The sequence below is a fragment of the Reyranella sp. genome (assembly GCF_965279465.1).
Lineage (GTDB): Bacteria > Pseudomonadota > Alphaproteobacteria > Reyranellales > Reyranellaceae > Reyranella.
The window spans coordinates 5,660,655-5,684,420 of sequence record NZ_OZ257242.1; the positions used below are offsets into that span (position 1 = coordinate 5,660,655).

General features: G+C 64.9%; 23 protein-coding genes. 8 read left to right on the forward strand and 15 right to left on the reverse strand.

Features of this window, described 5'->3' with window-relative positions; all coding sequences use genetic code 11:
* Positions 1–1,179 carry a GNAT family N-acetyltransferase gene (locus ACQY8M_RS27665; protein WP_428662593.1) on the forward strand — a complete coding sequence of 393 codons (1,179 nt, stop codon included), beginning with the start codon at positions 1–3 and terminating at the stop codon, positions 1,177–1,179.
* A gap of 23 nt (positions 1,180–1,202) precedes the next feature.
* Here the strand turns inward: ACQY8M_RS27665 and ACQY8M_RS27670 are convergent, their stop codons facing one another.
* The 4 genes from ACQY8M_RS27670 to ACQY8M_RS27685 form a co-directional block, all read right to left on the reverse strand.
* On the reverse strand, positions 1,203–1,763 hold the full coding sequence (locus tag ACQY8M_RS27670; protein ID WP_428662596.1) for a hypothetical protein: 561 nt from the start codon (positions 1,761–1,763) through the stop codon (positions 1,203–1,205).
* A 227-nt stretch (positions 1,764–1,990) separates the two neighbouring features.
* Positions 1,991–4,315, reverse strand: a complete 2,325-nt coding sequence (gene clpA / locus ACQY8M_RS27675; RefSeq protein WP_428662598.1) for an ATP-dependent Clp protease ATP-binding subunit ClpA — start codon at positions 4,313–4,315, stop codon at positions 1,991–1,993.
* Positions 4,316–4,346: 31 nt separating this feature from the next.
* Positions 4,347–4,781 carry an ATP-dependent Clp protease adapter ClpS gene (gene clpS / locus ACQY8M_RS27680; RefSeq protein ID WP_428662601.1) on the reverse strand — a complete coding sequence of 145 codons (435 nt, stop codon included), beginning with the start codon at positions 4,779–4,781 and terminating at the stop codon, positions 4,347–4,349.
* A gap of 61 nt (positions 4,782–4,842) precedes the next feature.
* Entirely contained in the window at positions 4,843–5,559 is a 717-nt protein-coding gene (locus ACQY8M_RS27685) for a hypothetical protein (RefSeq protein WP_428662604.1), read from the reverse strand.
* A gap of 161 nt (positions 5,560–5,720) precedes the next feature.
* On the opposite strand from ACQY8M_RS27685, the gene ACQY8M_RS27690 reads away from it, so the two are divergent.
* Positions 5,721–7,136, forward strand: a complete 1,416-nt coding sequence (locus tag ACQY8M_RS27690; RefSeq protein WP_428662607.1) for a D-alanyl-D-alanine carboxypeptidase — start codon at positions 5,721–5,723, stop codon at positions 7,134–7,136.
* Here ACQY8M_RS27690 and ACQY8M_RS27695 read toward each other — a convergent pair.
* The 10 genes from ACQY8M_RS27695 to fabD form a co-directional block, all read right to left on the reverse strand.
* Entirely contained in the window at positions 7,111–7,539 is a 429-nt protein-coding gene (locus tag ACQY8M_RS27695; protein ID WP_428662610.1) for a gamma-glutamylcyclotransferase family protein, read from the reverse strand. The two genes, ACQY8M_RS27690 and ACQY8M_RS27695, sit on opposite strands and share 26 nt — an antisense overlap.
* The gene (gene pgmG / locus ACQY8M_RS27700) at positions 7,539–8,939 is read right to left on the reverse strand and encodes a phosphoglucomutase/phosphomannomutase PgmG (RefSeq protein ID WP_428662612.1); all 1,401 of its coding nucleotides are present in this window, start codon (positions 8,937–8,939) and stop codon (positions 7,539–7,541) included. Before pgmG ends, ACQY8M_RS27695 begins: the two co-directional genes overlap by 1 nt.
* Before the next feature lie 24 nt (positions 8,940–8,963).
* Positions 8,964–10,280, reverse strand: coding sequence for a UDP-glucose dehydrogenase family protein (locus tag ACQY8M_RS27705; RefSeq protein WP_428662614.1), 1,317 nt, complete (start codon positions 10,278–10,280; stop codon positions 8,964–8,966).
* A 4-nt stretch (positions 10,281–10,284) separates the two neighbouring features.
* Positions 10,285–11,163 (reverse strand): UTP--glucose-1-phosphate uridylyltransferase GalU, encoded by an 879-nt coding sequence (gene galU, locus ACQY8M_RS27710; RefSeq protein WP_428662616.1) that lies wholly within the window; start codon positions 11,161–11,163, stop codon positions 10,285–10,287.
* A 103-nt stretch (positions 11,164–11,266) separates the two neighbouring features.
* Positions 11,267–11,968 (reverse strand): DnaJ domain-containing protein, encoded by a 702-nt coding sequence (locus tag ACQY8M_RS27715; protein WP_428662618.1) that lies wholly within the window; start codon positions 11,966–11,968, stop codon positions 11,267–11,269.
* A gap of 3 nt (positions 11,969–11,971) precedes the next feature.
* Positions 11,972–13,009 carry an endolytic transglycosylase MltG gene (mltG, locus tag ACQY8M_RS27720; protein ID WP_428662621.1) on the reverse strand — a complete coding sequence of 346 codons (1,038 nt, stop codon included), beginning with the start codon at positions 13,007–13,009 and terminating at the stop codon, positions 11,972–11,974.
* Positions 13,010–13,026: 17 nt separating this feature from the next.
* The gene (gene fabF / locus ACQY8M_RS27725; RefSeq protein WP_428662624.1) at positions 13,027–14,283 is read right to left on the reverse strand and encodes a beta-ketoacyl-ACP synthase II; all 1,257 of its coding nucleotides are present in this window, start codon (positions 14,281–14,283) and stop codon (positions 13,027–13,029) included.
* A 38-nt stretch (positions 14,284–14,321) separates the two neighbouring features.
* Positions 14,322–14,561, reverse strand: coding sequence for an acyl carrier protein (locus ACQY8M_RS27730; RefSeq protein WP_428662627.1), 240 nt, complete (start codon positions 14,559–14,561; stop codon positions 14,322–14,324).
* Positions 14,562–14,690: 129 nt separating this feature from the next.
* Positions 14,691–15,428 (reverse strand): 3-oxoacyl-[acyl-carrier-protein] reductase, encoded by a 738-nt coding sequence (gene fabG / locus ACQY8M_RS27735; protein ID WP_428662630.1) that lies wholly within the window; start codon positions 15,426–15,428, stop codon positions 14,691–14,693.
* A gap of 9 nt (positions 15,429–15,437) precedes the next feature.
* Positions 15,438–16,379 (reverse strand): ACP S-malonyltransferase, encoded by a 942-nt coding sequence (gene fabD, locus ACQY8M_RS27740; protein WP_428662633.1) that lies wholly within the window; start codon positions 16,377–16,379, stop codon positions 15,438–15,440.
* Positions 16,380–16,588: 209 nt separating this feature from the next.
* Here fabD and rpsF point away from each other — a divergent pair, with 209 nt between their 5' ends.
* The 4 genes from rpsF to ACQY8M_RS27760 all read left to right on the forward strand — a co-directional run bounded on the left by rpsF (position 16,589) and on the right by ACQY8M_RS27760 (position 19,654).
* On the forward strand, positions 16,589–17,038 hold the full coding sequence (rpsF, locus tag ACQY8M_RS27745; RefSeq protein WP_428662636.1) for a 30S ribosomal protein S6: 450 nt from the start codon (positions 16,589–16,591) through the stop codon (positions 17,036–17,038).
* Positions 17,035–17,268, forward strand: coding sequence for a 30S ribosomal protein S18 (gene rpsR / locus ACQY8M_RS27750; RefSeq protein ID WP_296396370.1), 234 nt, complete (start codon positions 17,035–17,037; stop codon positions 17,266–17,268). Before rpsF ends, rpsR begins: the two co-directional genes overlap by 4 nt.
* A 19-nt stretch (positions 17,269–17,287) precedes the next feature.
* Entirely contained in the window at positions 17,288–17,923 is a 636-nt protein-coding gene (rplI, locus tag ACQY8M_RS27755) for a 50S ribosomal protein L9 (RefSeq protein ID WP_428675511.1), read from the forward strand.
* A gap of 99 nt (positions 17,924–18,022) precedes the next feature.
* Positions 18,023–19,654 (forward strand): ABC transporter permease, encoded by a 1,632-nt coding sequence (locus ACQY8M_RS27760; RefSeq protein WP_428662639.1) that lies wholly within the window; start codon positions 18,023–18,025, stop codon positions 19,652–19,654.
* On the opposite strand, the gene ACQY8M_RS27765 is transcribed toward ACQY8M_RS27760, so the two are convergent.
* The gene (locus ACQY8M_RS27765) at positions 19,629–20,660 is read right to left on the reverse strand and encodes a Fe(3+) ABC transporter substrate-binding protein (RefSeq protein ID WP_428662642.1); all 1,032 of its coding nucleotides are present in this window, start codon (positions 20,658–20,660) and stop codon (positions 19,629–19,631) included. The genes ACQY8M_RS27760 and ACQY8M_RS27765 overlap by 26 nt on opposite strands.
* 334 nt (positions 20,661–20,994) lie before the next feature.
* Here ACQY8M_RS27765 and ACQY8M_RS27770 point away from each other — a divergent pair, with 334 nt between their 5' ends.
* Entirely contained in the window at positions 20,995–22,119 is a 1,125-nt protein-coding gene (locus ACQY8M_RS27770; RefSeq protein WP_428662644.1) for a class I SAM-dependent methyltransferase, read from the forward strand.
* A gap of 103 nt (positions 22,120–22,222) precedes the next feature.
* Positions 22,223–23,752 (forward strand): replicative DNA helicase, encoded by a 1,530-nt coding sequence (locus ACQY8M_RS27775; protein WP_428662647.1) that lies wholly within the window; start codon positions 22,223–22,225, stop codon positions 23,750–23,752.
* The last annotated feature ends 14 nt before the right edge of the window (positions 23,753–23,766 follow it).

The window sequence follows — 23,766 nt, forward strand, 5'->3', positions numbered from 1 at the left end:
ATGCCCGATGACAGCCCGACCGTCGGCCTGCGCGTCGTCGAATCGCTTGCGGCGGTCGACGCTGCCCAATGGGATGCGTGCGCCCTGGCGCCCGGCGCCGCCGGCAACCCGTTCCTGAGTCACCGGCTCCTCAAGGCGCTGGAGGATTCGAAGTCGGTCGGCCGCCGCACCGGCTGGCAGCCTCAATATCTCCTGGCCGAATCGGGCGACGGCACCCTGCAAGGCGCCGTGCCGCTCTATATGAAGAGCCACAGCCAGGGCGAGTACATTTTCGACCACGGCTGGGCGCAGGCGTTCGAGCGCGCCGGCGGGCGCTACTATCCCAAGCTCCAGGCGGCGATCCCGTTCACACCGGTTCCCGGCCCGCGCCTGTTCGTCCGCCCCGGCCCCTACGCCGACGGCGTGCGCGACGCGCTGATCGACATGCTGGCCAAGATCGCCGGCGACAACAACATCAGCTCGGTGCACGCCACCTTCTGCACGGAGGACGACTGGAAGCGATTCGGCGCGCACGGCTGGCTGCTACGCCTGGGCCAGCAGTATCACTGGAGCAACGACGGCTACACAAGCTTCGACGATTTCCTGCGCGCGCTCTCATCGCGCAAGCGCAAAGCGATCCGCAAGGAACGCGAATCCGTGCGGCGCGAGGGACTGACCGTGCGCCGGCTGTGCGGTGACGATATCAAGGTTGCGCACTGGGACGCCTTCTTTGCATTTTACATGGATACCGGTGGCCGCAAATGGGGCACGCCCTACCTGACACGGGCCTTCTTCGACATCCTGGGTTGCACGATGGCCGACAAGGTCGTGCTGGTGATGGCCGAGGCGGACGGACGCCCGGTCGGCGGCGCGCTCAACCTCAAGGGAGACGACACCCTATATGGCCGATACTGGGGTTGCCTCGAGAGCCATTCGTTCCTGCATTTCGAGGCCTGCTACTACCAGGCGATCGACCATGCGATCGAGCATGGGCTGGCGCGAGTGGAGGCCGGCGCCCAAGGCGACCACAAAATCCAGCGCGGATACCTACCAGTGAAAACCTACTCGGCGCACTGGATCGTCGATCCGGGCTTCCGACGCGCCGTCGACAGCTACCTCAAGCAGGAAAGGCCGGCGGTCGAGCAGGAGATCGCGAGCCTGATGCAATATTCGCCGTTCCGAAAGGAAAACGAGCAGTAGACGGTATCCAGCCGAAGCGGCTGCTAAGCCAACTTCATCATCAAAGCGCGCGCCACTGCGAGCAAATCCCACTCGCCGTTCAACTGGGTTTTCTGGGCCTTGCGAGGGTCCCCTTCCACTTTCGCCCGCCGATCTCGTGCCAAGGTCTCGTAGAGAGCGCTTGCTATGGCTTCCGGCGAAGGCACCGCCGACTGTGCTGCTTTCGGCGGTGGAGGGGTTTCCGCTTTGCCTGGCTCGGCGCCGGCGCCGCGTACTCGCATCTTACGCGCTGCTCGAACAACTGTTGTCCGAATTAGATCTTTCTCGAACTCCGTCGCACCGGATTCATAGTGCTCCAGAACCTCGCCCGTCGTTTCCGGAAACTTGAGCGCGCTCCACTGCCGGTGTGACGTCGCAGCGGAACGATAAATTGCCGCCACGCTGTCTATTTCCTGGCGCTCTTCCGACGTGACTTTGGCTTCAGCGGCTATTTCCACCTTGAAGCTGGCCTTGCTGATGGTGCCGAGCCGGATCGCTGCGGTGCCGTCAGCTGCCGGCTGGCGGGAAACGATTACTTCCTTTGGCCGCTGTCGGTAATGAAGCATTGAGGCGTCCTAAATCCCGGTCAAGACCCGATTACTGTACGTACTGTAACAGCAACTCATGCCATCGGTTAGGGATGTTTCAGCTAACGATTCCTTGAAACAAAAATGTCAGAGCCGGCCCGCGGCCCTCGGCATGCGCCATGCTGGCACGCACCAGCGCCACCCGCGAAACCGCGGTGGCAAGCACCGCGGTCTGTACAAGGCCATGCAGGGCGGCAGGAGTGCCTTTACTCGGCCAGCACGGGTTCCTGGCTCGCCGGAGGCAGCGCCTTGGGCTCGGGCGGAAGGTAGGCGAAGACCAGCTTCGCCGCCGCGCCCTCGCCTTCCGTGTCGACCCGTACCGTGCCGCCGCCGTTGGCGAGCTTGCCGAACAGCACCTCTTCGGCCAGCGGCTTCTTGAGATGCTCCTGGATGACGCGGGCCAGCGGACGCGCGCCGAACAAGCGGTCGTAGCCCTTCTCCGCCAGCCAGCGGCGCGCCCCGTCGGAGAGCTCGATGAAGACCTTGCGGTCGGCGAGCTGGACCTCGAGCTCGGCCACGAACTTGTCGACCACGCGGTTCATGCTCTCGGGACCGAGGTTCGCGAACTTGATGATCGCGTCGAGCCGATTGCGGAACTCCGGCGCGAACAGGCGGTTGATCGCGTCGTCGTCCTCGTCGTGCCGGGCCTCACGGCCGAAGCCGAGCGCCGGCTTGGCGAGATCGGCGGCGCCCGCGTTGGTCGTCATGCACAGGATGACGTTGCGGAAGTCGACGGTCCGGCCGTTGTGGTCGGTCAGCTTGCCGTAGTCCATCACCTGCAGCAGCACGTTGAAGACGTCGGGATGCGCCTTCTCGATCTCGTCGAACAGGATGATGCAATGCGGATGCTGGTTGACCTGGTCGGTCAGCAGCCCGCCCTGATCGAAGCCGACATAGCCCGGCGGCGCGCCGATCAGCCGGCTGACGCTGTGGCGCTCCATGTATTCCGACATGTCGAAGCGCACCAGCTCGAGGCCGAGCAGGCGCGCGAGCTGGCGCGTCACCTCGGTCTTGCCGACGCCGGTCGGACCGGCCAGCAGATACGATCCGATCGGCTTCTCCGGCGCACGAAGACCGGCGCGGGCCAGCTTGATCGCCGAGGCGAGCTGGTCGATCGCCTTGTCCTGCCCGAACACGACGGTCTTCAGGTCGCGATCGATGCTGCGCAGCAGCTCGGTGTCGTCCTTCGACACGGACTTCGGTGGGATGCGGGCGATCTTGGCGACGATCTCCTCGATGTCGTGAAGCTCGATGGTCGACTTGCGATCCTCGGGCTTGCGCAGCATCTGCGCCGCGCCGACCTCGTCGATCACGTCGATCGCCTTGTCCGGCAGCTTGCGGTCGTGGATGTAGCGCGCCGAGAGCTCGACCGATGCCTTGATGGCGTCGTCGGAGTAGCTGACATGATGGTGCTTTTCGTACACCGACTTCAGCCCCTTCATGATCTCGATGGCATCGCTCATCGACGGCTCGTTGACGTCGATCTTCTGGAAGCGGCGGACCAGCGCGCGGTCCTTCTCGAAGTAGTTCCGGTATTCCTTATAGGTGGTCGAGCCGATGCAGCGCAGCTCGCCGGACTGCAGCGACGGCTTCAGCAGGTTCGACGCGTCCATCGAGCCGCCCGAGGTGGCGCCGGCACCGATGATCGTGTGGATCTCGTCGATGAACAGCACCGAGTTGGGCTTCTTCTTGAGCTCGCCCAGCACTGCCTTGAGCCGCTCCTCGAAGTCGCCGCGATAGCGCGTGCCGGCCAGCAGCGCGCCCATGTCGAGCGAGTAGATGATCGCTTCCTTGAGCACCTCGGGCACCTCGCCCTCGACGATCTTGCGCGCCAGCCCCTCGGCGATCGCAGTCTTTCCGACGCCCGGCTCGCCGACATAGAGCGGGTTGTTCTTGGTGCGGCGGCAGAGCACCTGGATCGTCCGCTCGACTTCGTGCTCGCGGCCGATCAGCGGATCGACCCGGCCCTCGCGGGCCTTCTGGTTGAGGTCGACACAGTATGCAGCAAGCGCTTCGTTGCCCTGTTTCACAGCCGCCTCCCCGCCGTTCTCTTCCTCCGAGCCCGAGACGCGGCGGGCGCGGGCACGACCCGGCACCTTGGCTTTGCCATGGCTGATGTAGTCCACGGCATCGAGCCGCGACATGCCCTGGTTCTCCAGGAACGAGACGGCGTGGCTGTCGCGCTCGGAGAACAGTGCGACCAGGACGTTCGCGCCGGTCACTTCCTTCCGTCCGGACGACTGGACGTGCACGGCAGCCCGCTGAACCACGCGCTGGAACCCGGCGGTCGGCAGCGGCTCGCTCGGCGTCTGGGTGACGATGCCCTTCAGACGGTTGTCGATGAAGGATTCGAGGTCATGCCGCAGCCGGTCGATATCGACGCCGCACGCCTTGAGCACCGGCGTCGCGTCCTCGTCTTCCGTCATCGCCAGCAGCAGATGCTCGAGCGTGGCGTATTCGTGCCGCCGCTCTCCGGCGAGGGCGAACGCCCGGTGGAGCGACTTCTCGAGGTTCTTGGACAGCATGGACATTAGACCCACCTCGACTGAAAAAAGGGGCTTACTACTCTTTCTCTAACGTGCACTGCAGCGGATGCTGGTTCTTGCGCGCGTAATCGACGGTCTGCGTGACCTTGGTCTCGGCCACTTCGTAGGTATAGACGCCACACACGCCCACGCCCTTCTGATGGACGTGAAGCATGATCTTGGTCGCCTCTTCGCGGTTCTTCTGGAAAATATGCTGCAGCACGTCGATCACGAACTCCATCGGCGTGTAGTCGTCGTTCAGCATCAGCACCTTGTACATCGACGGCTTCTTCGTCCGCGTCCGGGTGAGCGTCAGTGCGCCGGAGCGCTTCTCTCCGTCACCATCGTCATCGCCGTTTCCGCCATTCCGGCGCGACGGCGGTTGCTGCGGCGGGCCGCCCGGAGGCTCATTCGGGCCGCCGAGCCGGTCGCCGACGAGGCGCCAGTCATATGCAGAACGGGTAGGCATCATCGTCGTGATCGGACCTCTGTCTAGGACATCTGAAATTATATAGGCACGCCGGGCCTTTCCGCTACCTCGCCCGCAAACCATCCTTGCCGACGACCAACATCCACCGATCCGCCCTTTCGCGTCCCGGACGCAGATTGGGGTCGCGGCGCAACTCGGCCGGCTCGAGGATACGCGGACGATTGACTGCGACACCAACGTTGTCGAAGGAAAACAGTTTCTCAGCGAACTTCACGTTCGCAAAGCGATCCGTTGGATAGTGGTACGCTTGAAAGCCCCACACACCGTCGCGGCATGACGCCACCGTCCACCAGAAATCGTTGTCGGGTAGCCGCAGCCCATCGCGCGGCGGCCCGAAAGCCGCGCTTGCCTGAAGCGCAGCCATCAGGTCGCCGGCCTGGGCGGCGGTCAGCAGACGCTGGCCGCGCCGCATGCGCCAGGGAGCAGTGATGTCCCCAAGCTCGCCAATAGTGATGCTCGACACGGTCGTCGCCGGCGCTTGGTCGGCAAGCACGCCGATCTTCAGGCCCGCCGTGCCGTCCGGCTGCAGGAACAGCTCGTAGGCCCGGACCTGCTCCTCCCACAGTGCATTGTAGATGAGGCGTACGCGATTTCTTCCGCCGGGACGGCAGGCGGCACGAATGTCCTCCGCGGCGACATAGGAGAACCAGTTGAGGCTGCGCACGATCGGCTGATCGACGGTACGCTCGGCGCGCTGGGCCCAAGCCGTCGAAACCATACCCAAGGTGAGCCCTAAAGCCGCAGCCATGATCCTCATCATATTCCGACCCTCTTTTCCATGCAGTTTTCGCACCAATAGGGCGGCAGTAGGGCCGGCAAGAAGTTGCAACACGCTCCCGACTTTTGTATTGTTCGAAGAACCGCTCCTAACCTCTTGGTTTAGGCGGAATAATTAGAATCCCAGCGTGTGGCGTTTTTGAGATGACCCCCTCCCTCAGGCGCTTTGCGGCAATAGTGTGCGGATTTGCCGTCTGCTCTTTCGTTGCCGCCATGCTGCCGTTGGCGGGGGCGAGCGCACAAAACACGTCGAGCAAGGCCCGCGCGGCGCCGTCGGCGAAATCGCATGTAGCCGCAAAGAACCTGCGCGCGTCATCGCGCTGGGTGCCGAATCCGAACGTTAGCTCCAGGGATTCGTATCTCATCGTCGATGCCGCCAGCGGGCGGGAACTGGCGTCCGATCAGGCCGACGAGCTGCGCCATCCGGCGTCGCTGACCAAGCTGATGACGCTCTACCTCACCTTCTCCGCCCTCGATTCGGGTCGGCTCTCGCTCGGCGATGCGCTGCCGGTGTCGATCAATGCCCTGAATGCTCCGCCGACCAAGATGGGCATGCTGCCCAACGGCTCGGTCCTCGTCCGGGATGCGGTGATGGGGTTGGTGACACGCTCGGCCAACGATGCCGCAGTCCTGCTGGGGGAAGCGCTGGGCGGCGATGAGGACAGCTTCGCCCGGCTGATGACCCAGAAAGCACGTCAGCTGGGCATGGCCTCGACGGTGTTCCGCAATGCTTCCGGCCTGCCCAACCCGGAGCAGGTGACGACGGCGCGCGACATGGCGCGGCTCGCCAACGCCCTGCTCCGCGACTTCCCGCATTATTACCCGGTCTTTTCGGTGCTGAGCTACAGTTATCGCGGTCGGCCACTTGCGAACCACAACCGCATGCTGGCGACCTACGCCGGCGCCGACGGCCTGAAGACCGGCTACACCAATGCGTCGGGCTTCAACCTCGTGATGTCCGCGATGCGCGACAATCGCCGGCTGATCGGCGTCGTGATGGGCGGCAACAGCGCCTTCCAGCGCGACCGGCTGATGGCCGAACTGATGGATCGCGGCTTCGCGACCGCCCAGGCCACATCGGTTTCGGCCTGGACCTCGCCGCGCGTACCGTCATCGGCGCGCTATTCCGCCGCGAATTTTGTTCCAGGCTTCGGTACCCCCGACGCCGTGCGCGTCAACGCGGTCGCCAAGGCCGAGCCCAGCCCACAATCGCCATCGGGTCCATCGACTGCCGCAGCGTTCCGCTTCGGCACGGGGCCAGGAGGGATGCCGGTGCCCGCGCCGGTTGCCCAGGGCAGCTGGGTGATCCAGGTCGGATCGTTCGGCGATTCGCGCGCCGCGCAGTCCGCGCTGGAGCGGGCCAGCAACGCCCTTCCCGAGTCGATCCGCTCCCATGGCGCGGCGACCGTCGACGAGGTGAAGCATGGCCAGAAGACCGTGCACCGCGCCCGGTTCACCAACCTCTCCCAGGACGAAGCCACCGACGGCTGCAAGCGCCTCAACCAGCGCAAGATCTACTGCTCGGCGATCCAGGTCACCGCCTGGAATGCAGCGCGCTGAGCGCCGGCGCGAGGCGGGCAAGGAACGCCCGCTTGTGCCGACGCTGCCACGGCGTCAGCTCCCATGATCCGCCGGTCGGCTGAAACCGCTCCTCGACCGGCGCGAAGACCGACACGATCGACAATACGCCGGCAATCCGCACCTTGAGCAGCGCGATCCGGTATCGAGGGCCCTCATAGGCCGCCAGCCGCGCGACGTCGCGAGCGCTGAGACCGCCAACAATGGCGCCCGCCACTTCGCTCTTCGGATCACGGACGGCGATGGGATAGCTGCCACCCCTGATCCTTCTCCGCGCATGCCCCGGCAGTGTCGCCGGCGCGAACGCCGCCGGCGGCAAGCGGCGACCCAGCACCAGTGCCGTCACGTCCCGATCGAGCAACGTGCCGTAGAAGAAGAACCGCATCAGTGGTGGCCGGGGGCCTCGTCCGGCAGGCTGACGCCGCTCGCCAACAACGCGGCCTTGAGGTCCGCCTTGAGCCGCTCGAGCCCCGCCTCGTTGGCGCTCTCGCAGCGCGCCACCAGGACGGCCTGGGTGTTGGAGGCACGCAGCAGCCACCAACCGTCCGGCGTGTTGACCCGCACGCCGTCGATGTCGTTGACCTTGGCGCCGGCCTCCTTCAGCCGCGCCTTGACCTCCTCGACGATCTTGAACTTGCGCTCCTCCGGGCAGTCGAACCGAAGCTCCGGCGTGTTGACGAGCTGGGGAAGCTTGTCGCGCATCTCGGCCAGGCTGTCGTTGCCACTGGCCACGATGTTGAGCAGCCGCAGGCCGCAATAGAGGGCATCATCAAAGCCATAGAAGGTGTCGGCGAAGAAGACGTGCCCGCTCATCTCGCCGGCGAGCGGTGATTTCAGCTCGGCCATCTTGGTCTTGATCAGCGAGTGGCCGGTCTTCCACATCAGCGGCGTGCCGCCGGCGCGCTGGACTTCGTCGAACAGCGCCTGGCTCGCCTTCACGTCGCCGATGATGGTGGCGCCGGGGTGGCTCTTCAGCACGTCGCGCGCCCACAGGATCATGAGCTGGTCGCCCCACAGGATGCGGCCCTTGCCGTCGATCGCGCCGATGCGGTCGCCGTCACCGTCGAAGGCGATGCCGAGGTCGCACCCTTCCTTCTTCACCTTGGCCTGCAGCTCCTTGAGGTTCTCCGGCACCGTCGGATCGGGATGGTGCGCCGGGAAGGTTCCGTCGACCTTCTCGTTCAGGATGAAATGCGTGCCGGGCAACCTGTCGACCACCGCGTGGATCGAGACGCCGACCGCGCCGTTGCCGGTGTCCCAGGCGACCTTGAGCTTGCGGCCGGGCTTCACGTCCTGCAGCAGGCGCGCTGCATAGTCGGCCAGCACAGGCCTCTTCTCGACGCTCCCTGCTCCTGTCTCGAAATCGCCGTTGGCGGCAATCTCGCCGAGCTTCTGGATGTCGGCGCCGAAGAACGACTTCTTGCCCATCATCATCTTGAAGCCGTTGAAGTCGGGCGGATTGTGCGAGCCGGTGATCTGGATGCCGCCATCGGCCTCGAGGTGCCAGACGGCGAAGTAGAGCATCGGCGTCGCGGCCAGTCCGATGTCGATGACGTCGACGCCGACGGCGTTCAGCCCGTCGATGCAGGCCTCGGCGAGCTCCGGCGAGCTCAGCCGGCCGTCATAGCCCAGCGCGACCTTCCTGCCGCCGTTGCGCCGCACCAGCGTGCCGAAGGCACGACCGATCGCGCCGGCATCGGCGGTATGCAGCGTCGTCCCCACGATGCCGCGAATGTCGTACTCGCGCAGGATCGTCGAATCGAACCGGTGGGCCGTTTTGCTCATCGATTGGCTCCCGAAGGCGTTAAGTCAGGACCGCGGCTTGGGGCGCCCCACCCCTTCGTAGGCAAAGCCGAGCTCGCGCATTTCCTCGGGATCGAAGATGTTGCGCAGGTCGACGATGCGGGGCCGGCGCATCGCCTGCTTGATCCGCCGCGGGTCGAGGCCGCGGAATTCGTGCCACTCGGTGATCACCACCAGCACATCGGCGTCGGTCGTCGCCTCATAGGCCGTCTTGGTGAAGGTGATATCCTTCAAGACCTTGCCCGCCTCGTCCATGCCTTCGGGATCGAAGGCCACGATCTTCGCGCCGGCAGCCTGCAACGCCGGCACGATGTCGAGCGCCGGCGCGTCGCGCATGTCGTCGGTGTCGGCCTTGAAGGTCAGCCCCAGCACGCCGACCGTCAGGCCTGCGACCGAGCCGCCGCAGAAGTCGACGACCTTCTGCGCCATCTTCTTCTTTCGCGTGTTGTTGACCTCGATAACCTGCTCGACGATGGTCTGCGGTGCGTTCGCCTCGCGTGCGGTGTAGGCGAGTGCAAGCGTGTCCTTGGGGAAGCACGAGCCGCCGAAGCCAGGGCCGGGATGCAGGAACTTGCGCCCGATGCGGCCGTCGAGGCCGATGCCGCGCGCCACGTCGTGCACGTCGGCGCCGACCCGCTCGCAGAGATCGGCGATCTCGTTGATGAAGCTGATCTTCGTGGCGAGGAAGGCATTGCCCGCGTACTTGGTGACTTCGGCCGTCTCGATGTTGGTGAACACCATCGGCGTCTGGATGAGGTTGAGGGGCCGGTAGATCGTCGACATAACGTCACGTGCACGATCGCTCTCGACGCCGATCACGACGCGGTCGGGCTTCATGAAGTCCTCGATCGCCGCGCCTTCGCGCAGGAATTCCGGATTGGAAGCGACGTCGAATGCCGCCGCGGGCTGCGTCTCGCCGACGATGCGCGCCACCTCTCGGCCGGTGCCGACCGGCACGGTCGACTTCGTGACCACCACCGTGTAGCCGCGGATCGAGCGGGCGATCTCGGCGGCCGCAGCATAGACGTAGGTCAGGTCGGCATGGCCGTCGCCGCGACGGGTCGGCGTGCCGACCGCGATGAACACGGCGTCGGCATCGCCCACGGCGTCGGCGAGATTGGTCGTGAAGGAGAGCCGGCCGGCCTTGCTGTTCTCCTCGACCAGTGTGTCGAGGCCCGGCTCGTAGATCGGCATTTGCCCAGCGCGGAGACGATCGATCTTGCCGGCGTCCTTGTCGACACAGACCACGTCGTGCCCGAAGTGGGCGAAACATGCACCGGACACGAGTCCGACATAGCCCGATCCAATCATCGCAATACGCATCGATTCAACCTTTCAGCAGACGATCAAGAAGTGCACGCGTCTCCGCTGCCGTGTCGGCCCTGCCGAGGGCGACGGCGACGTTGGCCTCGAGGAATCCCAGCCGATTGCCGCAGTCGTATCGCCCGCCAGTATAGCGCATCGAGTGGAACGGCTTGCCGCCAATCATCTTGGCCAGCGCGTCGGTGAGCTGGATTTCGCCACCCGCGCCCGCCTCATGCTTGTCGAGATGATCGAACACTTCCGGCAGCAGCACGTACCGGCCAATCAGCGCCAGGGTCGACGGCGCTTCTTCGGGCCTGGGCTTTTCGACCAGGCCTGTGATCTCGGCAAGACCGTCCTTTTCGGCCTTGATCGCGGCAATGCCGTAGCTCTTGGTCTGCTCGCGCGGCACCTCGACGACGGCGACGACGCTGCCGCCGGTCTTCTCGTGGGTTGCAACGAGCTGCGCAGTGCAGGTCGGCGAGCCGATCATCAGCTCATCCGGCAACAGCACCGCGAACGGCTCGTCGCCGATCCAGTGACGTGCGCACCAGACGGCATGGCCGAGACCGAGGGGCTTCTGCTGACGCGTGAAGATCGCATTGCCCGGCTTGATGGTGGCATCTTCCGTCTGCTTAAGCTCGGCCTTCTTGTTGCCGCGCTGCACCAGCGTGGTCTCGAGCTCATAAGCGTGGTCGAAGTGATCCTCGATCGGGCCCTTGTTGCGGCCGGTCACGAAGACGAATTCCTCGATGCCGGCGGCCAGGCATTCCTCGACCGCATATTGAATCAGCGGCCGGTCGACGACGGTCAGCATTTCCTTCGCCATCGCCTTGGTCGCCGGCAAAAACCGCGTGCCGAGACCGGCCACCGGCAGGACAGCTTTACGGACGCGCTGGGCCATGACGGTCGACCTCCTTCTCAACAACCATATTACACAAATAAATCAATGATTTGATGGCTTGCACGGGGCCGGTTGATGCCACAGCCTGCCCGCCCATGGCAAGTCATCCGAGCAGAACGTCCTTGGCACGATTGATGCGTGCTGCGAGATCGGCGCTGCCGCCGACATCGGGATGGACCTTGAGGATGAGACGGCGATGCGCAGCGCGAATCTCCTCCTCGGTGGCCCCGGCGGCGAGGCCGAGAACGGCGTGCGCCTCCTCGCGTGTCATATCGGCGCGTGGATCGCGTGGCGGCGATTGCACTTTGCGCCAATCCGCACCGAGACGGCGGTCGAGGTACGATTCGAGGACGCGCAGCGAATCGGCATCGCCAGCACATTCGACATGCAGATCCAGAAGCTCGCTGTCGGACAGCATATCCAGGCCGCGTCCGGCGAAGCGGCCCTTCAGGATGCGGCCGCCGACATCGCCGGTGGCGTGATCGATCCAGGCCTCGACGAAGGCGGTGTGCACTTCCGTGCGCTGCCCCGCGCCCGGCGAGCTGAAACCGCCGCTCGGCCTTTGCCGCACGTAGCGGGCGATCAATGCCGTGCCGAGAACGCCCAGCAGGCCGAACAGCTCGGGCAGCAGGCCCGGCAGGAATCGTACGCCGAAGATCAGCAGGCCGCCGACGCCGACACCGCCCGCCAACACCACGATCGGACGGAGAATCCGGGCGACCGCCGAAGGATTGGCGCGCAGAAACCAGAAGATGCCGAGCCCCAGGAACGCAAGCAGTGCGAGCGCCAGAAGCAGGGCCGGCATGGGTCAGGGTTTGGGTAGCGGCGCCGGGGCGGACGGCGACGGACCGGCTGGTGCCTGCTCCTGCCGCTGCCGCTGGATATCCTTCCAACGCGCCACGTTGCGGTTATGCTCGTAGAGATTGTTTGCGAAGCTGTGCCCGCCCTGGCCGTCGGCAACGAAATAGAGGGCGCGCTCCCGCGGCGCGGGCGCGACCGCCGCCAGGATCGAGGCGCGGCCCGGATTGCAGATCGGCCCCGGCGGCAGGCCGGCCACGACATAAGTGTTGTAGGGCGAGCTCGACTGCAGGTCGGCGCGCGTCAGCTCGCGGCCCTGCATGCCCTTGCCGTTGGTCACACCGTAGATCGTGGTCGGATCGCTCTCGAGCCTCATCCTGATCCGCAGCCGATTGACGTAGACTGCCGCCACCCTCGTCCGCTCGGCCGGTACGGAGGTCTCCTTTTCGATAATCGAGGCCAGGATCAGCGCATCGCGCTTGTTTGCATAGGGCAAGCCGGGGGCGCGTTTGCGCCACGCCTCGTCAAGCGTCTTCTCCATCGCCTCCTTCATGCGCAACAGCACACCGTCGCGCGTGTCGTCACGTGAATAAAAGTATGTTTCCGGCAGCAGATCGCCTTCCTTCACGTCGACAGTGACCTCGCCGGACAAGGCGTCGGTCTTGCGCACGAGGTCGACGATCTCGGCCGTCGTCGTCCCTTCGGGAATCGTCAGTCGGCGCTGCACCAGCTTGCCGGACTGGAGCAATTCGACCAGCCGGGCCATCGAGATGTGCGGCGGCACCTCGTACTCGCCGGCCTTGATCGGCTTGGGCGTCGGATCGACCATCAGGGCGATGCGGAACAGGCGCGGGTGGGAGATCACACCCTCCTCCTCCAGCACCTTGGCCATGGTGGCAGGCCCGGCGCCGCGCGGAATCAGGACGTTCTTCGTCTTCTCCAGCGGCCCCTGCGCCTCCAGCATCGATCGGCCGACGAATAGCCCGCCGACGATGACGGTGACGAGCAGGGCGATGAAGAACAGGACCCAACGGAAAAAGCTGAGCACGACTCAGCCTCTGGTGATCAAACCGGACCGACGATCAGACAGGCGTTGGTGCCGCCGAAACCAAAGGAATTGCTGAGCGCATGGCGCACCTTGCGCTGCTTGGCTTGCTTGGGCACCAGATCGATGTCGCAGCCTTGCTCCGGTTCGTCGAGATTCAAGGTCGGCGGCACGGCCTGTTCGATGATCGTCTTGATCGAGTAGATCGCCTCGATCGCGCCCGCGGCCCCGAGCAGATGGCCGGTCGCCGACTTGGTCGAGGACATCGAGAGATTGTAGGCATCGCTGCCGAAGGTTCTCTTGACGGCGCCCAGCTCGATCACGTCGGCCATCGTCGAGGTACCATGCGCATTTATGTAGTCGATCTGGTCGGTGCCGAGATTCGCGCGCTTGAGCGCCGCCTTCATGGCGCGCTGCGCGCCGCCGCCATCCTCCGCCGGTGCGGTGATGTGATAGGCGTCGCCCGACAGGCCATAGCCCAGGATCTCGCCATAGATCCTGGCGCCGCGCTTCTTGGCGTGATCATATTCCTCGAGGACGACACAGCCCGCGCCCTCTCCCATCACGAAGCCGTCGCGCCGCTTGTCCCACGGCCGCGAAGCCTCGGTCGGTGTATCGTTGAAGTGCGTCGACAGCGCCTTGCAGGCATTGAAGCCGGCGATGCCGATGCGGCAGATCGCAGCTTCGGCACCGCCCGCCACCATGACATCGGCATCGTCAAGCTGGATCAGGCGCGCGGCGTCGCCGATCGCATGAGCACCCGTCGCACAGGCCGTGACCACGGAATGGTTCGGCCCCCTGAAGCCGTACTCGATCGAAACCTGGCCGGAGGCGAGGTTGATCAGCGCCGACGGGATGAAGAACGGGCTGACCCTGCGCGGCCCCCGCTCCTTCAGCGTGAGCGAGGTCTCATAGATCGTGCTGAGGCCGCCGATGCCGGCGCCGATCATGACGCCGGTGCGGTCGAGGCCTTCATCGTCCACCGGTTTCCACCCGGAATCCTCGACCGCCTGCTTGGCGGCCGCCATGCCGAACAGGATGAACTTGTCGACCTTCCGCTGATCCTTCGGAAGCATGTAGAGGTCGGCGTTGAAATGCCCGTTGGCCTTGTCGCCCTGGGGCACCTCGCCGCCGATCCTGGTCGCGAGGTCCGACGTGTCGAAGGCCTGGATCGCGCGGATCCCGGACTCTCCTGCCATCAGCCTGCGCCAATTGGTGTCGACGCCGTCTCCCAACGGCGTCACCATGCCCATACCGGTTACGACGACACGTCTCATCGTCAGTCCGCCTTCCGTCTTGCGCGAAGGGGGTTGGCTCAGGACTTGGCGTTGCTGGTGATGAAGTTGATGGCGTCGCCGACGGTCTGGATCTTCTCGGCCGCGTCGTCCGGGATCTCGATGCTGAATTCTTCCTCGAAGGCCATCACCAGCTCGACCGTGTCGAGAGAGTCCGCGCCCAGATCGTCGATGAACTTGGCATCTTCCTTTACCTGAGCAGCCTCGACTCCCAGGTGCTCGACGACGATCTTCTTAACGCGCTCGGCAACATCGCTCATTTTCTTGTCCTTCCCGTATCTTCAATCAATTTCGCCCGAGGGATGGCGATTTCGGTTCTCGTAACATAGCTCCCCAGCCAAAACCAGCGCCGGAAAGCCCACAGAATCAGGCACTTGTGCCCTTCTTCGTCAGATCATCGCCATACCGCCGTTAATGTGGAGGGTTTGCCCGGTGATGTAAGCGGCCTCGTCGCTGGCCAAATAGACGACACCCGCGGCGATCTCCTCGGGCGTGCCCAGCCGGTCGGCCGGTACGCGCCCCAGGATCACCTTCTTCTGGTCTTCCGTCAGCACATCCGTCATCGGCGTAGCGATGAAACCCGGCGCGAGGCAGTTCACGGTGATCGAACGCGAGGCCAATTCCTGGGCGAGCGACTTCGACATGCCGATCAGCCCCGCTTTGGCCGCAGCATAGTTCGCCTGTCCGGGATTGCCGGTGACTCCCACGATCGACGTGATGTTGATCACCCGGCCGAACCGTCGCCGCATCATTCCCCTCATCACCGCGCGGGTGAGACGGAAGGTGCCCGTCAGATTGACCTGCAGCACGCTCTCCCATTCCTCGTCCTTCATCCGCATCGAGATGTTGTCGCGCGTGATGCCGGCGTTGTTCACCAGGATATCGATCTTGCCCATCGCCGCTTCGGCAGCCTTTGCCAGGCGCTCGATCTCGGCCGCATCGTCCATCTTTGCCACCACGACATGGGCACGCTCGCCAAGCGAGCTCTTGAGCTGCTCCAGCGCCTCGGCGCGGGTGCCGGAAAGCGTCACGGTCGCCCCCTGTCGGTACAGCGCCCGCGTGATGGCGCCCCCAATACCGCCCGATGCGCCCGTCACCAGGGCGGCCTTGCCGGTCAGATCGAACATGGTCTTGCCTCAGGCCGTCTTGAGAAAGGCTTCGATGTCGGCCGGCGTATTGAGGGCCGTGCCGCTCATCTCCTTGTCGATGCGCTTGACGAGGCCGGACAGGATCTTGCCCGCGCCGCATTCGATCAATGCCAGAACGCCGGCGGATTTCATATACAGCACGCTCTCACGCCAACGCACCAGGCCGGTTACCTGTTCCACCAGCCGCTGCTTTATCTCTGCCGGATTGGTCACTTCAGAGGCCAGCACATTGGCAACAAGCGGCACCTGCGGGGTTCCGAGCGTGACCTGATCCAGAGCCGCCTGCATGGCGTCGGCGGCCGGTTGCATCAGGGGACAGTGGAATGGGGCGCTCACCGGCAAGAGAATTCCGCGTTTGGAGCCACGCGGCTTGGCTGCCTCGATCGCCCGCTCGACGGCCGCCTTGTGGCCGCTGACCACGATCTGGCCGCCGCCATTGTCGTTGGCGACGGCGACCACTTCGCCTAGCGCCGCTTCCCTGCATGCCTCCCGCGCCGGTTCGAGCTCGATGCCGAGCAGCGCCGCCATCGCGCCCTCGCCAACCGGCACCGCCTTTTGCATCGATTGCCCGCGCAGCTTCAGGAGCCGGGCGCCGTCGGCAAGGTGGAGCGCGCCGGCCGCCACCAATGCCGAATATTCCCCGAGCGAGTGACCGGCCACATGCGAGGCCAGGGCCGGGAGCGGCTTGCGGCCGTCCTTCTCCAGGATCCGCACGACGGCCACGCTGACGGCCATCAGGGCCGGCTGGGCGTTCTCGGTCAGCGTGATCTCGGATTCCGGGCCTTCGCGCATCAGTTTCGAGAGATTTTGCTTCAGGGCCTCGTCGACTTCCTGGAACACATCGCGGGCGGTCTGAAACGCGCCGGCAAGGTCCGCGCCCATGCCGACGGCCTGGGATCCCTGCCCCGGAAAGACGAATGCGCGACTCATGGGCCGTTTCTCCCTGTCTTGGCAATTATGCGGCGGCTGTCATACCCGCTCGGGGAAAGGCCGGAAAGCTTGCTTTCGGGAGATTTGCCTGTATAACCGCCGCTCTTCGGGGCCTTAATCGGCCCCGTCTCCTTGCCGGCCCCCAGAGGTCGGCTAGATCCGGGCGGTTCTCGCGAACTCCGGATCGCTAACAGCCATAAGGAGCCCGAATGGCATTGTACGAAAACGTCTTCATTGCGCGTCAGGACGTCCCGACGACGCAAGTGGAGGCCCTCACCAAGCAGTTCACCGACCTGGTCACCGCGCAAGGCGGCACCGTCTCCAAGAGCGAATATTGGGGACTGCGCTCTCTCACCTTCCGTATCCAGAAGAACCGCAAGGGTCACTATACCCTGCTGAACATCGATGCGCCGTCGGCTGCCGTCAAGGAGCTCGAGCGCACCATGTCGATCAACGAAGACATCATCCGGTACCTGACCGTGCGCGTGGACAGCCTCGAAGAGGGTCCGTCGGCCGTCATGCAGCGCAGCAGCGAGAAAGCCGACCGGCCGGGCGGCGATCGTGGCGATCGCGGCGGCTGGTCCGACCGTCCACCCCGCCGTGAGCGTCCGCGCTTCGGCGAAGACGCCATCGCCGCGATCCCGGGAGAAGAAGAATGAGCGCCCAACGTCGTCCCTTCACCCGCCGCCGCAAGAGCTGCCCGTTCTCCGGGGCCAACGCACCGAAGATCGATTACAAGGACGTGCGCCTGCTGCAGCGCTTCATCTCGGAGCGCGGCAAGATCGTGCCGAGCCGCATCTCGGCGGTATCGTCCAAGAAGCAGCGCGAACTCGCCCAGGCGATCAAGCGCGCCCGCTTCCTGGCGCTGCTGCCCTACGTGATCGCGTAAGGAGCACTGCACCATGCCGATGAACGTCATCCTGCTGGAGCGCGTGCCCAAGCTTGGTCAGATGGGCGATGTCGTGAAGGTGAAGCCCGGCTTCGCCCGCAACTACCTGCTGCCGCAGAAGAAGGCCCTGCGCGCCACCAAGGACAACATCACCTACTTCGAATCGCAGCGTAAGGTGCTGGAAGCCCAGAACCTCGAGCGCCGCAGCGAGGCCGAAGCCGTCGCCGGCAAGATGAAGGACGTGAAGGTCACGCTCATCCGTCAGGCCTCCGAGGCTCTGCAGCTCTACGGTTCGGTCACCTCGCGCGACATCTCCGACGCCGCCAATGCTGCCGGCGTCAAGATCGAGCGCAGCCAGGTCGAGCTCGACAAGCCGATCAAGACGCTCGGCGCTCACAAGATCAGGATCCATCTCCATCCCGAAGTTTCGGTCGAGATCACCGCTCTGGTCGCCCGCTCGGCGGACGAGGCGGAGTTCCTGGGCAAGGGCGGCAAGCTTGTCGCCGAGAACGAGCGCGCGGCCATGGAAGCGGCCGAAGCGGCACAGCGTATCGCCGATCAGGCGGCTGCGCTGTTCGAAGCCAAGACGGCCCCCGAAGGCGAGACCGCCGAGACTGCGGCTCCGGCCGAGGAAGAGCCGGCCGCCGACAAGTAGCGGCGCGTCCATCCCTGGGTTCCACGAGCTCTACGTACGCATGCCTTCGCCCCGCGATGGCATGCGTTTTCGTTTGGGCGCCCCTTTTTCGAGCACCTCGTGATCTGGCGGATTGGCGCGATCGCCACGGCGGCGCTGGTCGCGCTGCCGTTGCTCGGCCTCGCCTCAAGCCTGCTCGTCGGGCGCGCGGAGATGTGGCGGCACCTCGCGGAGACGCAGTTGCACGACATCGTCGCCAACACGGCCGTGCTGCTGTTGGGTGTCGGTGTGGGCACGACGGTGATCGGCACCGGCACGGCGTGGCTCGTCACCATGCACCGTTTTCCGCTCAGCCGGATGTTCGAATGGGGCCTGATCCTGCCCCTGGTGCTGCCGACCTATATCGTCGGCTACGCCTACGCCGACTTGCTGGCCTTCGCCGGACCGCTGCAGAGCGGCCTCCGCGCCATCACCGGCTGGCAGCGCGCCGATTACTGGTTCCCGGAGCCCTCCTCGGCCCTGGGCGTCGCTACGCTCTTCACGTTCGTGCTCTATCCCTATGTCTATCTCGCCGCCCGGGCTGCGTTCCTCGCACAATCGCAACCGCTTCTCGAAGCTAGCCGCATCCTGGGCCGCGGCCCATGGCGAACCTTCTTCGCCGTCGGCCTGCCGATGGCACGTCCGGCGATCGCGGCGGGAACGGCCCTGGCGCTGTTCGAGGCGTTGGCCGACTTCGCCACGGTCCAATATTACGGCGTGCCGACCTTCACGACGGCGATCTACCGGATCTGGTACGGCATGGGCGATCGCGACGGCGCCGCCCAGGTCGCTGTGGTCCTGCTCGCCATCGCCGTGCTGCTGATCGTGCTCGAACGACGCTCGCGCGGCCGCGCGCGCTATCATGTCACCTCGAACCTGCGCGAAAATGCCGGCCCGAGCGACCTCACTGGATGGCGTGCCGCCGCAGCCGGCATCGCTTGCACCCTGCCGGTGCTGCTGGGTTTCGCGGTGCCCGCGACGCATCTCTTCCTGCTCGCCGCCCGCTCCGATATGCCGCAGGCGGCCCCGGCCTTCCTGCGCGATGCGATCCACAGTCTGGTGCTCGCGGCCGTGGCAGCCGTGGTGATCACGGGGTTCGGCCTGTTCCTCGCCTATGCCGGACGCCTCGTCCGCCGGCGACGCTTCAATCGCGTGATCGAGTTCGCGTCCCTCGGCTACGCCATCCCCGGCGCCGTCATCGCCGTCGGCATCCTGCTCCCGCTGACCGCCGCCGACCGACTGCTCGGGCACACGGCGAAGGACCTTTTCGGACTATCGGTCGGCCTGGTCCTGAGCGGTACGCCCGTGGCCCTGCTGCTGGCCTATACCGTCCGCTTCCTCGCCGTCGGCATCGCCAACATCGCGCCGGGGCTGGCTGCAATCGATCCGGCGATGGATGCCAGCGCGCAAATCCTTGGCGCGCGTCCATCGACGATCCTGCGGCGCATCCATCTGCCGATGCTGCGTGGTCCGGCGATCACCGCCGCGATCGTGGCCTTCGTCGAGGTGTTGAAGGAATTGCCGGCGACCCTGCTCATCCGGCCGTTCAACTTCGACACGCTGGCTGTCGGAGTCTATCGATTCGCTTCCGACGAGCGCCTTGCCGAGGCGGCGGCCGGCGCCCTCGTCATCGTCGCCGCCTCGTTGATTCCAGTGATCCTGCTCAGCCGCTCGATCGCGGCGGCGGCTACTTCCAACCGGCGCGGTCCATGATCTTCAACGCTTCCGCATTGTTCTGGGCGTAGACGCGGGCGTTGAGCTGGTCCTCCTTGAAGGCGCCCAGCGAATTCAGCTCCGGCGACAGCTCGACGCCGGAAATGACCGGATATTCCGAATTGCCCTCGGCGAAGTAGCGCTGCGCCTGCGCCGATACCAGGTACTCGAGGAACTTCACGGCGGCATCCTTGTTCGGCGCGTACCGCGCGACCGCACCGCCGCTGATGTTCACGTGCGTGCCACGATCGGCCTGGTTCGGAAAGACGACGCCCAGCTTGGCGGCAAGCTCGCGGTCTTCGGCCTTCTTCGAGCGCAGCAGGTTGGCGAAGTAATAGGTGTTGGCGAGGCAGAGGTCGGCTTCGCCCGCGGCGATCGCCTTGATCTGGTCGGTATCGCCGCCGCGCGGAGCGCGTGCCAGGTTGGCCGCGATGCCCCTGGCCCATGCCTCGGTCTTCTCGGGGCCGAGCGCCGCGAGCAGCGAGCCGGTCAGGGACTGGTTGTAGATGTGCCCTGAGGTGCGAACGAGCAGCCGCCCTTTCCATTTGGGCTCGGCCAGGCTTTCGTAGGTTGGCACCTCGGATGGCTGGACCTTCGCCTTGTTGTACAGGATGACCCGCGCGCGCTTGGAGAAGCCGAACCAGGTGCCGTCAGGATCGCGCAGATGAGCCGGAACGGCGGCGTCGAGGGTCCTGGAGGAAGCAGCCTGCAGCAACCCCATCTGGCGGGCTCGCTCGATTCGACCCGCATCCGTCGTGATGAAGACGTCGCACGGACTCTTGTCACCTTCGGCCCGCAGCCGCTCGACCAGCGGGTCGGGTTCCGCGTCGACCCGGTTGATCTTGATGCCGGTAAGATCGGCAAAATTGCCGTAAAGAGCCTCGTCGGTGTTGTAATGACGGGCTGAATAGAGATTCAGCGTCCCGGCCTGCGCCATGGATTGTCGAGCCATCGTCACGCCGACACCAAAAGCCAGTCCCGACTGCAACAGGTTTCGTCGCTTCACCGCAGCCTCCAGGTCGCAAGGAATTCAGCCGATGTGCGTCTAGCACTGGGCGCCCGCGACTGCAAATCGCTCGCAGAACGGGCAGGCATTTTCTTTTGCGTGCCTGTACAAATCTACCGTGAACGCAACTTGAACGCGGGCAAGGGGTTCACATTTAAGGCAAAATTGTGGAACAATTCAGCGGGGAGTTGGCGGTTCCGATCAGCTACGGGGGTCAACGATGTTGTTAGCGAGGGTTCTTTCCCGAGTGCTGGGGGAGGGACAGCTGACCATTATCGATGCGGCCGGCCAGTCGCATCGCATTCAGGGGGCCAAAGCGGGCCCGGCGGTCACCATGCGGATACATTCATGGTGGACAGGCATCCGGCTGGTTCTTCACCCGCGGCTTGCCTTCGGTGAAGCCTACATGGACGGCAATCTCACGGTCGAAGACGGCGACATATACGACCTGCTGGACCTCCTGGGCCGCAACATGGCGGCGATCGACGCCACACCGTTCGTCCGCTGGTCCTATTTCTGCCAACGCGCGATCCGCTGGATCGAGCAGTACAATCCAGTGGGTAAGGCGCAGCGCAACGTGGCGCACCACTACGACCTCAACGGCCAACTCTACGATTTCTTCCTCGACCGCGACAGGCAATATTCCTGCGCCTACTTCAAGAATGGCGACGAGCCGCTCGAGCAGGCCCAGTTCGACAAGAAGCAGCACATCGCCGCCAAGATGATGTTGCTGCCCGGCCAGAAGGTGCTCGACATCGGCTCGGGCTGGGGCGGCATGGGCCTGTTCCTCGGCCAGCAGTACGGTGTCGACGTGACCGGCGTCACCCTGTCCAAGGAGCAGCACACCGTCTCGAGCCACCGCGCTCTGGAGGGTGGCCTGGCCGACCGGGTGCGCTTCAAGCTGCTCGACTATCGCCAGGAGTCCGACCGCTACGACCGCATCGTGTCGGTCGGCATGTTCGAGCATGTCGGCGTCGCCCACTATGTCGAGTACTTCCGCAAGGTGAAGGAACTCCTGAAGGACGACGGCGTGATGGTGCTGCACGCGATCGGCCGCATGGAGCCGCCGGGCGCGACCAACACCTGGCTCAAGAAGTACATCTTCCCCGGGGGCTACACCCCTGCCCTGTCCGAGGTGATGGCGGCGATCGAGAAGGTCGGCCTGTGGGTGACCGACGTCGAGATCCTGCGCCTGCACTATGCCGAGACGCTGCGCCACTGGCGCCAGCGCTTCCAGGCCAATCGTGAGCGGATCAAGCAGCAGGTCGGCTACGACGAGCGTTTCTGCCGCATGTGGGAATTCTATCTCGCCGGCTGCGAGATCTCGTTCCGGTACATGAACCAGATGGTCTTCCAGATCCAGCTCGCCAAAAAGCAGGACACGGTGCCGCTGACCCGCGATTACATCGTCGACACCGAGCGCGGCATGACGATCGGCCGCTCGATGGCCGCGGAGTAACCCCCATTGTTGTTCTGCTTCTTTGTGGATAAAGGTTGGTGGACCCTTTTTGTCTCCCCTACTCTAGCTATTCGTCTCCCCTCCAAAGTGGCAAAGGCTCTGCATGGAGCCACAACAAGACAAAGAGACAAAACCCCGGAACATCGTCCATCTCGAGACGGTGGTTCGCCAACCGCCGCACAACTTCGAAGCGGAGCAGGCGTTGCTTGGCTCGATTTTGGTCAACAACGCCGCCTATCAGCGCGTCGCGGAGTTCCTGAAGGGCGAGCATTTCGCCGACCCGGTGCACGGCAAGCTTTTCGACTCCCTCGCCCGCCTGATCGAGCGCGGGCAGGTGGTCAGCGCGCTCACGCTCAAGACCTATATCGAGCATGACGAGGAGATAAAGGCGGCAGGCGGGCCGGCCTATATCGCCCAGCTTGCATCGGCCTCGGTCCATGTCATCGATGCCGGTGACTTCGGCCGGATCGTCCACGACCTCTATCTGCTGCGTCAGTTGATCGATCTCGGCCAGGACGTGGTCAATAGCGCGTTCAAGCCAACGCTTGAAGAAACCGCCATCGAGCAGATCGAGGTTGCCGAGAAGAAGCTCTACGACCTGGCGAGCGTCGGCCAGACGGAGGGCGGCTTCAAACCGTTCCGCGCCGCGCTGACCGAGGCGATGGTCGCGGCCGAGGCCGCCTACAATCGGGCAGGCCAGCTCACCGGTGTCGCGACGGGCCTCAGCCAGCTCGACATGCTCCTGGGCGGATTGCACCGGTCGGATCTGCTGATCCTGGCCGGCCGCCCCTCGATGGGAAAGACGGCGCTCGCCACCAACATCGCGTTCAACGCCGCCAAGGCCTATCGCGAGGCCATCGTCGACGGCGTGCCAAAGGCCGTCGATGGCGCAGTGGTCGGCTTCTTCTCGCTCGAGATGTCGTCCGAGCAGCTCGCCACGCGCATGCTCTCCGAGCAGGCCGAGATACCGTCCGAGAAAATCCGCAAGGGCGAGCTCATCAGCAGCCACTTCGACAAGGTGCTCGAGATCAGCCGCGAGCTCGAGCATCTGAACTTCTTCATCGACGACACGCCGGCGCTCAGCATCGCCGCCCTCCGTACCCGCGCCCGCCGTCTGAAGCGCACGCACGGGCTCGGCCTGCTGATCGTCGACTATCTCCAGCTCCTCGCGCCCTCGGGCAAGTCGCGCCAGGAGAATCGCGTGCAGGAGGTTTCGGAGATCACGCGCGGCCTCAAGACGCTGGCCAAGGAGCTCGACGTGCCGGTGCTGGCGTTGTCGCAGCTCAGCCGCGCGGTCGAGCAGCGCGAGGACAAGCGGCCGCAGCTCTCCGACCTGCGCGAATCGGGCTCGATCGAGCAGGATGCCGACGTCGTGATGTTCGTCTATCGCGAGGAATACTACCTGACTCGCACGGAGCCGGCGCGGCGCCCCGAGGAGAGCGACCAGAAATTCAACGAGCGCCACGACGACTGGAAACAGCGCTGCGAGCGGAGCTACGGCAAGGCCGAGGTGATCGTGGCCAAGCAGCGCCACGGTCCGACCGGCATCGTACGGTTAGCCTTCGAGGGCCAGTTCACCAAGTTCGGCAACCTGGCAGCCGATGCCGATGGGCCGGGGCCCGTCTTCGAGTAGGCTCGTCTTCGAGT